Source organism: Shinella sp. GW821-FHT11G07, assembly GCF_058808115.1.
In genome coordinates, this window is the sequence record NZ_JBXARJ010000028.1 from 35,760 (window position 1) to 44,921 (window position 9,162).

Consider the following 9,162-nt stretch of genomic DNA (forward strand, 5'->3'; position numbering starts at 1 on the left):
TTCCCATCTCCTTGATCGGCCTTGCGGAATCGTACTGCGAGGCTGATCTGAGGTGACCGTCATGGTCGGGAACGCCGTTTCGGGTGGATTGACTCGATAGGGCATTAGGAACAAAAAAGGAACATATCAGCTTAACCCGCTGCTGGAAACCCCTGAAGGAGCGACCTTTCCGCCGTGTCAAAGCCCGCTCTCAATCCTGTGCTTGCCGACCTTCGTGAGCGTATCGGCCGGCTCGAAGGTGGAGCGGCACGCGCCAGAACCGTCCTGCCGTTCGCCGTCCCGGAGATGGATCGGGCTCTGCCGGGCGGAGGGCTTGCCTTTGGCGCGCTGCACGAGATCGCCGGCGGCGGAGGTGGGACGGTCGATGGTGCGGCGGCCGCGCTCTTCGTGGCGGGCATCGCTGCCCGCACGCGCGGCAAGGTCCTCTGGTGCATGACGCGCCCGGATCTCTTTTTCCCCGCGATCTCGCAAGCGGGCCTCCATCCTGATCGCGTCGTTTGGTGCGAGAGTGACAGGGAGGAAGAAGCGCTTTCAGCAATGGAGGAGGGGCTTTCATTCGGCGGCCTTGCCGCAGTGGTAGGGGAACTGGTTCGACTGCCGATGAACGCCTCGCGGCGCCTGCAGCTGGCAGCGGAGAAGACCGGCGCCATGGGCATCGTGCTCCGGCGGTGGCGACGACAGAACGAGGCCTCGGACTATGGACAGCCGACAGCCTCGACGACGCGGTGGCGCATCAGCACCCTGCCGTCGGAAAGATTGCCAGTGGCGGGCGTCGGGAGGGCGCGCTGGCTGGCAGAACTGATGCGCGTAAAGGCGGGTGCGTGCGCCGAGTTTGAAATTGGAGCCCCCGATGCCAAGGGTCGTATCTGTCTACTTCCCCTTTCTGCCGGTCGACCGGATCAGACGGCGCGCTTCGGAAGCCTTGCCGGCTGACAAGCCGCTGGTGGTAATTTCCCGCAGCGGCTCGAAACGCTGGGTCTCTGCCGCTGATCCATCCGCCCTGAAGCTTGGCCTTCGTATTGGCATGCCGGCCAGCAAGGCTCAGGCCATGGTCGCTGATCTCCTGCTGGTCGACGCGGCGCCGGCAGAGGATGCAGCCGCGCTTGAACGCCTGGCGCTCTGGGCGTTGCGGCAATACACCCCCGTCGTTGCGATAGATGGGGCCGATGGCCTGGTCATGGACACGGAAGGCGCCGATCACCTTCAGGGCGGCGAAAGCCTTCTCCTGTCAGGCCTCATCAATCGCTTTCGTGGTCATGGACTGACGGCGCGTGCTGCCGTCGCCGACAGCTGGGGTGCCGCGCACGCACTCACCCGGCTGCTTGCGGCCGAGACGACCATCGTGCCGGTCGGTGATGTCGCAAAAGCGGTCATCGACTTGCCGATCATGGCGTTGCGGTTGCCGGCAGAGACCATCAAGAGCCTGCGCGTCCTCGGCATCGACACCATCGGCCAGCTCTCGGCCATGCCGCGTGCTCCGCTGACCCTGCGGTTCGGGCCGGAACCCGCGCGCCGGCTGGACCAGATGTTCGGCCGTGTCGCCGAGCCGATCGAACCGATCCGCACGCCGGAGCTGGTCGAGGTTGCGAAGAACTTCGCCGAACCGATTGGCGCGCCGGAGACGATCACCAAATATGTCCGCCGACTGGTCGGCCAGCTTTCGGCCCGCCTCGCGGAAGATGGCCTCGGCGCGCGGCGCTGCGACCTCGTCATCCATCGCGTCGACAACACGCGCCAGCATCTTCGCGCCGGCCTTGCCAAACCGGTCCGCGATCCGGCGCGCTTGTCGAAACTGCTGTGCGATCGCATCGAGACCATCGAGCCGGGCTTTGGCATCGAGAAGATGGTGTTGGTCGCGGTCTTCGCCGAGCCGTTGGAGGAGCGGCAGGTCGCGTCCGCGCTCATCGAGGAAGACGTCGCCGACATCACTCCGTTGGTCGACATTCTCGGCAATCGTGGCCACCGGCTCTTCCGGGTTGCGCCCGTCGCGTCCGACGTGCCTGAGCGTTCGGTCAGGCGAATTGCGGCGACGGCACCTGACATTGGCGACGCCTGGGCTGCCAAATGGCCGCGGCCCACGCGGCTCCTTGTAAACCCGGAACGCATCGAGGTCATCGCGCTGCTACCGGACCAGCCGCCGGCGGTCTTCACCTGGCGTGGCAAGCGCCGGAAAGTCGCGCGCGCCGACGGTCCCGAACGCATTTTTGGAGAGTGGTGGCGCCGGCCGCGTGAATTTCAGGCGGTGCGCGACTACTTCACCGTGGAGGATGAGCTCGGCGAACGCTACTGGGTCTATCGCGCCGGCGATGGCGTCGATCCGGAAACCGGCTCGCACCTCTGGTTCCTGCATGGGGTGTTCGGGTGATGCGGTACGCCGAGCTTCAGGTGACGACGCATTTCTCGTTCCTTCGCGGCGCGTCCAGCGCGGATGAACTGTTCGCGACAGCGGCGGCGCTCGGCATCGATACGCTTGGCGTGGTTGACCGCAACAGCCTCGCGGGCATGGTGCGGGCATGGGAAGCAGCCAAGGCCACCGGCGTCCGGCTGGTGATCGGCTGCCGCCTCGATTTGACGGACGACATGTCGATCCTGGTCTATCCGATGGATCGGCCGGCCTATTCGCGACTGACGCGGCTGCTGTCGCTCGGAAAGGAGCGCGGCGGCAAGGGCAAGTGCCTGATCGATTTCGCCGACCTCACTGAACATGCCGCGGGCATGATCGGTGTCTTGGTGCCGGATGAGGCCGACGAGGCGTGCAGCGTGCAGCTTCGCAAGATGGCCGAACTGTTCAGAGACCGCGCCTATGTCAGCCTCAGCCTGCGGCGCCGGCCCAATGACCGCGTGCGCCTGCATGGCATCGCTGCGATGGCCGCCCGATTCAAGGTGAGGACCGTCGTCACCAACGACGTGCTCTTCCACGAGCCGGGCCGACGGCAGTTGCAGGATGTCGTGACCTGCATTCGGACCCGCACCACCATCGACGACGTCGGCTTCGACCGAGAACGTCACGCCGACCGTTATGTCAAAGCGCCGGAGGAAATGTACCGGCTCTTTAGTGAGTATCCGGAAGCTCTCGCCCGCACGCGGGAGATCGTCGCGCGCTGCAGGTTCGATCTTGCGGAGCTGCAATATCAGTATCCGGAGGAAGCAATCGAGCCCGGCCTCGATCCGCAGCAATCACTGGTCAAGTTCACCTGGGAGGGGGCCGCCAAGCGTTATCCCGAGGGTGTGCCGGACAAGGTCCGCAAATCCCTGAGCGATGAGCTGGAGCTGATCCGGGCGATGAACTATGCGCCCTATTTCCTGACGGTCTATTCCATCGTGCGTTTCGCCCGGTCGAAAGGTATTCTCTGCCAGGGCAGGGGCTCGGCCGCGAACTCGGCCGTCTGCTATTGCCTTGGCGTGACCTCCATCGATCCCGAGACCAACGACCTGCTGTTCGAACGCTTCATCTCCCAGGAACGGGACGAGCCGCCGGATATCGACGTCGACTTCGAGCACGAGCGGCGCGAGGAAGTGATCCAGTGGATCTACGAGACCTATGGTCGAAGCAGGTCTGCCCTATGTGCGACCGTCACTCGCTACCGCGCAAAGGGCGCGCTGCGCGACGTCGGCAAGGCGCTCGGCCTGCCGGAGGACATGATCGGTCAGCTGTCATCGGGCGTCTGGGGCTGGTCTGAAGGAGTGTCCGAGCGCCAGTTGAAGGAGAACAATCTCAACGCGGCAGACTATCGACTGAAACTGACCTTGGAACTGGCGCAACAACTGATGGGTGCGCCGCGCCATCTCGGGCAGCACCCGGGTGGCTTCGTCCTGACCCAGGATCGGCTCGACGATCTTGTGCCGATCGAACCGGCGCGCATGGATGACCGCCAGGTCATCGAATGGGACAAGGACGACATCGAGGCGCTGAAGTTCATGAAGGTCGACGTGCTGGCGCTTGGCATGCTGACCTGCATGGCCAAGGCCTTCGCGCTGATGGCCGAGCATAAGGGCGATGTCCGCGACCTTGCCTCCATCCCCGCCGAGGATCATCGGACCTATGCGATGATCCGCAAGGCTGACACGCTCGGCACCTTCCAGATCGAGAGCCGGGCGCAGATGTCGATGCTGCCGCGCCTGAAGCCCCGGACCTTCTACGATCTCGTCATCCAGGTCGCCATTGTCCGGCCGGGACCGATCCAGGGCGACATGGTGCATCCCTATCTGCGTCGGCGCGAGGGCAAGGAGAAGGTTGAATACCCAACACCCGAGCTGGAAGCCGTGCTGCACAAGACGCTGGGTGTGCCGCTGTTTCAGGAAAGCGCCATGAAGGTGGCGATGGTCTGCGCCGGGTTCACCGGCGGGGAGGCCGACCAGTTGCGGAAGTCGATGGCGACCTTCAAGTTCTCCGGCGGCGTCAGCAAGTTCAAGGACAAGCTGGTCGCTGGCATGGTGAAGAACGGCTACACGGAGGAATTTGCCGAGCGCACCTTTTCTCAGCTGGAAGGCTTCGGTTCCTACGGTTTTCCAGAAAGCCATGCGGCCAGCTTCGCGCTGATCGCCTATGCATCCAGCTGGGTGAAATGCCACCACCCCGATGCCTTTTGCGCAGCGCTCCTGAATTCGCAGCCGATGGGTTTTTATGCGCCTGCCCAGATTGTGCGCGACGCCTGCGATCATGGTGTCGAGGTCAGGCCGGTCTGCGTGAATACCTCGCGATGGGACTGTACGCTCGAAGATGCGGGCGAGGGGGGCAGGAAGGCTGTCCGACTCGGCATGCGGATGGTGAAAGGTCTGTCGACGGCCGATGCCGCCCGTATAGCAGCAGCGCGCGCCGATGAGCCATTTGGTTCCGCCGATGATCTGTGGCGCCGATCCGGCGTGCCGACCGCTGCGCTTGTCAAGCTTGCAGAAGCCGACGCGTTCCTTCCATCACTGGAACTCCAGCGCCGGGACGCGCTATGGGCGATCAAGGCATTGCGGGACGAACCGTTGGCGCTTTGGGTCGCAGCAGCGGAACGCGAGGCGCACCAGGTCCCCGAGACGCTGGAGCCTGGCGTAGATTTGCCCTCCATGCCGACTGGGCATGAAGTGGTGGAGGACTACTCCCATGTTGGGCTCACCCTTCGTCAACATCCGGTTTCGTTCCTGCGAGAGGATTTGCGCAAGAAGCGGATGGTTACCTGCGCAGAGGCCAATGCCGGGCGGGATGGCTGCTGGCTGATGAGCGGTGGGCTCGTCCTCGTGCGCCAGCGGCCCGGCTCGGCCAAGGGCGTCATGTTCATGACACTGGAAGACGAGACCGGCATCATCAACGCCGTTATCTGGCCAAAGGTCTTCGAGCGACAGCGCCGGTTGGTGTTGTCGGCGTCAATGGTGGCCATCAACGGCAAGATTCAAAGGGAAGGTGACGTCGTGCATCTTGTCGCACAACGGCTGTTCGACTTGTCCGACGATCTTAGCCGGCTGGGCCAGCGGGACGAGCGGTTTCCTCTTCCTCACGGACGAGGGGATGAATTCGCGCACGGAAATGGGGCGCCTGACTCTCGTAAGAGGAAACCTGCCGCCCCGCCAGCGCGCGATATTTACATACCCGATTTGCTGATTGATCGGCTCAAAGTGAAAAGTCGGAATTTTCAATAAACCTTCTACAACAGCGGTGACCACGGCGCAGATCGCGAACCACTGTTAGCGCGTTAGGCTCAACTGGCGAACGATTGTGCGCGCGCTCTGGCAGCCGCTCCTCTCCCAGTACAGCCAAAGACCCGCTTAAAGCTGTTGTGTACCATGCGGGATCAATTCCAGCACAAGTCTCAACGTTAGGATGGGAACGCGATTGGCGTCTTGAAGCTCAACCGCAATGCTGTCTACGGGCTCATTAGGAAGCCCGTCTAAGGCCATCTCAGCCAGAAGGCTTTTAACTTCCACCTTCGCGCGCTCGAGGTCGGGAAAATCAAAACCCCGATCCGGTTGGAGCACTCCATCTTGGTCTTGGATCTTGAAAAAGTATCGGCCCATCGTAGCGGTCTCCTTGCCATCGTGCACCAATGGTATGGCTGATGAAACGTTCCGGACGGCATCAAATAATTCAAAGATTGACCTAAAAAAGAAGGCCGCCTCGGAGGGGCTCGAAGCGACCTTCTATTGCAGCGGGTTAGGCATCCAAGAAGAGTGTGGACACCCAATAGCTGCACCTGTCAACGACACTGCCCCTTCCTTGTTCCGAACGATTTCAATTAATCCACTCAGAGGTATGCCTGCATAGTTTTACCGCTCCCGTAGTCGCATGAAATAGGCTATTTCTGCGTCTCCGCCACAGCTTCCAGGCTGATTTCCGTGGGTTGGGCACCCGCCTTGAACAAGGCCATGCTCAATACCGAGCCAAAGATAACGATAAAAGTGGCAGCGAGACACAGGCCGACGATGTTAAATCTGGGGCGCAAGTAATCCTCGCAAAAGAAAACCCCGCGCTAGGCGGGGCAAAAGGCTGAACTAAAAAGTGGCAGCGGATAAACTGACGAGAGTGGATTTTGTTCCGAGCTCTCCGACTTTTTTGCGTTGTAACAGGTGGGGCGCTTCGCTTGTGTGCAGGGTTTGGGGGGTGCTCTTCGCAGCTCCCGCTAGTCTTCGTACGCCGTTCTGGGAGAAGCCCGGTTGTGAGCGAAAGCCGCTCGCTTGTGTAGCCGGTAGATTTTTGCAGCTCCGCGATGGGGCCGACGCTACGCGTGATGCGCATCTCCTGTTGTTGCATCGCAATATAGGCGCGCTGTAGCGCACAGGGCGCCGCTAAGCGGCGCCAAAACTCGGATCCAGGACAAAGCCAGCGCTCATGTATTCTTTCCATCCCATCCTCACAAAGGAGAATCCAATGGCCTGCTGCCGCGCAGAACAAGGTCGGGAATGGCCTTGATGCCGTATAGTCGCGCCACATGCGCGATCATGCTGCGCATGACGTTCGCGCGGCCAATCTCTGGGATAATATGGCGGACAGAGGTGAAATACAGATATTCCAGCCCCCTGGCCGCGCCCACGCCACCCAACTCCTGCAGCGCTTTTTCCGATGCGGGTGGCAATGGCCTGTCCGGTGCAGCCGTCATCCATCCGAGCATCAGGTTGATCTCGTGAAGACTGCCAGAGCCAAAATTGCCGATATCCGTTGCCTGCGCCGCTGAAGCGCCACTGTGGCCAGCGGCCACCAAAGCAAGGCACTTCAGGACCCGCATATGCCAGTGAAATTCCGAGCCTGGCGCGGCCATTTCAATGCCGCGGTCGAAAAACTTGACCGCATCGTCATAATGTCCGCGCGCGTATTTTAATTGTCCAAGTATTGGTAGGGCGGCCATGAAATCCTGCGTTGGCGCGAAGGCTCGTTCGGCAATCTCCTCGGCAAGGTCAAGGTGGCCGCGGTTGATGAAATAAAGCAGCTTGGCCGCTGCCAGCATCAAAAGAGGATTGTTTTCGACGCCAGGCAGGCATTCCAGGACCGTACTCTCAATTTCGTTCTCGATGCCGTCCCGCTCCTCTAGGCTCACCCCTTTGAATGGTTCGGTTAACACAAGCCGCGAAAAAAGATGCATGCACCACTGAAGCGCGGCATCGGCATCGTGTGGATCCTGCTGGCGGATCAATTCAAGTCGAGCGCCCTTTGCCAACCATTTCGGGTTGTCGGCGGACAGCAGCTTTGACGCGCTTTGGAAACGCTGCTCTATTCCTTCGTGCTCGGACATGCCCAAGCCTCTGGAAGCGGCTTTCAGCGCCTTCTCCACAGCATCTACAACGCCGTCGGAAACGCGAGACGCCTCGTTTTCAAATGTCGCATCGTCTTGGACATCGAGCTGCAGCCGGAACGTCTTCATAATGCGCTTCGACGTGATTTCGCGCAAAGCGGCAGCACAGCTCAGGCGTCCGTGGTCCGTGTGGAAATTAACCTGCAGGGAATATCGTGCTTTGCCGTGGACACCAGCCAATTTGCTATCGGTCACGGCAACCTTACGTTCCGGACGAATGCCGGCAGAAATTGCGCTCTGAAGCCGATCCATCAACAACGAAGCCTGCCTGCGGAATGGATGTGTTTCGACATCTGAGGTCGAGCCGATTACCAGAAAAGCATCAAGCATAGTAGTCGAAGATGACGTTGCGACCCAGAGGTAACCCTCGCCATATTGCGTGGCGATGAAGGCCGGCGACTTGGCTTTGTCGCCGAGCTTCGACCGCAGCCGATTGACCAGAAAATCGATGTTCCGGTCGGATGGATCGGAGGTCCTGGTGGCGATTTCGTCGAGCAGTCGGCTGCGGGTCATGAGACGACGCGGATTGCTCATCAAGACAAGCAACAGGGCCCGCTCGCTGCGGGTGAATTGAATTGTGCGGCCGTGGCGCTGGGCGAACATGCACGTCGCATCAATCCAGAGGTCTCCAAAGCTGAACCCCTGCGCTTTTTCCCCGGATGCAACCAGATCCATTGCCAATTCCACTACCTGACGATTGAACCGAACTGGGTTTGCCGGAGGCATTGCGTTCAAATTATGCGGCAATGTCCGGTTCGTCCAGCGGCGCTTAGTAGCTTCCGCTGTCGGTGCGGCGCTGATGGCGAAGTCGAACGCTTCAAAGTTGCACGAAGGCTTAGGTTGATGGATAATCTCCGCCTTGTGGAGACAGTTGATCGTTTCGGCGGGTGCATTGCCGCAACTATCGCCGACGCTTCCACTTATGGACAGTCGTGATCCCCGTTGGAAGCATGTGATCGATGTCCTCAATCGGCTTGTTCGGCGGCGCAAAGCCCCCGAACGGCTGTTGGCTGACAATGGCAGTGAATTCACGGGTCACATGGTGGATCTGTGGGCGTATCACCACAAGGTGCGCATCGATTTCTCCCGCCCTGGACGACCGACCGACAACGCCTTTATCGAGACATTTAATGGCTCATTGCGTGACGAGTGCCTGAACCTGCACTGGTTCGAGACCATCGCCGATGCAAGGGGCCAGATCGAGGCTTGGCGAAGGGATTATAATGAGAGCCGGCCTCACGCGGCCCTTGGCTATTTGTCACCGGCAGAATATGCTGACGGTGCAGTGACTTCGGTGGGCCAAAACGGCCTCATCCCTGAGGTGACACGGCGAAAGTGGTCCGGTTTTGATGTTAGTTTTCGGCGGATTTTCCTCTTGTTTGAAAGGAGAGTT

General features: G+C 60.7%; 5 protein-coding genes and 1 pseudogene. 4 read left to right on the forward strand and 2 right to left on the reverse strand.

Annotation, left to right across the window (positions count from 1 at the left end; translation table 11 throughout):
• Positions 1–174: 174 nt before the first annotated feature.
• Genes AC1RT2_RS31420 through AC1RT2_RS31430 form a run of 3 tightly spaced genes read left to right on the forward strand, consistent with a single transcriptional unit; the run spans position 175 to position 5,625 of the window.
• Entirely contained in the window at positions 175–933 is a 759-nt protein-coding gene (locus tag AC1RT2_RS31420; protein WP_493108361.1) for an ImuA family protein, read from the forward strand.
• On the forward strand, positions 851–2,365 hold the full coding sequence (locus AC1RT2_RS31425; RefSeq protein WP_493108363.1) for a DinB/UmuC family translesion DNA polymerase: 1,515 nt from the start codon (positions 851–853) through the stop codon (positions 2,363–2,365). The genes AC1RT2_RS31420 and AC1RT2_RS31425 overlap by 83 nt, the downstream gene beginning before the upstream one ends.
• Positions 2,365–5,625, forward strand: coding sequence for an error-prone DNA polymerase (locus AC1RT2_RS31430; protein WP_493108369.1), 3,261 nt, complete (start codon positions 2,365–2,367; stop codon positions 5,623–5,625). Before AC1RT2_RS31425 ends, AC1RT2_RS31430 begins: the two co-directional genes overlap by 1 nt.
• A gap of 126 nt (positions 5,626–5,751) precedes the next feature.
• Here the strand turns inward: AC1RT2_RS31430 and AC1RT2_RS31435 are convergent, their stop codons facing one another.
• Positions 5,752–6,000 (reverse strand): DUF6894 family protein, encoded by a 249-nt coding sequence (locus tag AC1RT2_RS31435; protein WP_493108365.1) that lies wholly within the window; start codon positions 5,998–6,000, stop codon positions 5,752–5,754.
• Between the two features lie 833 nt (positions 6,001–6,833).
• Complete coding sequence (locus tag AC1RT2_RS31440; RefSeq protein WP_493108367.1) at positions 6,834–8,444, reverse strand: winged helix-turn-helix domain-containing protein; 1,611 nt, start codon at positions 8,442–8,444, stop codon at positions 6,834–6,836.
• Between the two features lie 277 nt (positions 8,445–8,721).
• Between AC1RT2_RS31440 and AC1RT2_RS31445 the strand changes: the two are divergent.
• Positions 8,722–9,045, forward strand: a pseudogene (locus tag AC1RT2_RS31445) (integrase core domain-containing protein); the annotation flags it as partial.
• Positions 9,046–9,162 lie beyond the last annotated feature (117 nt).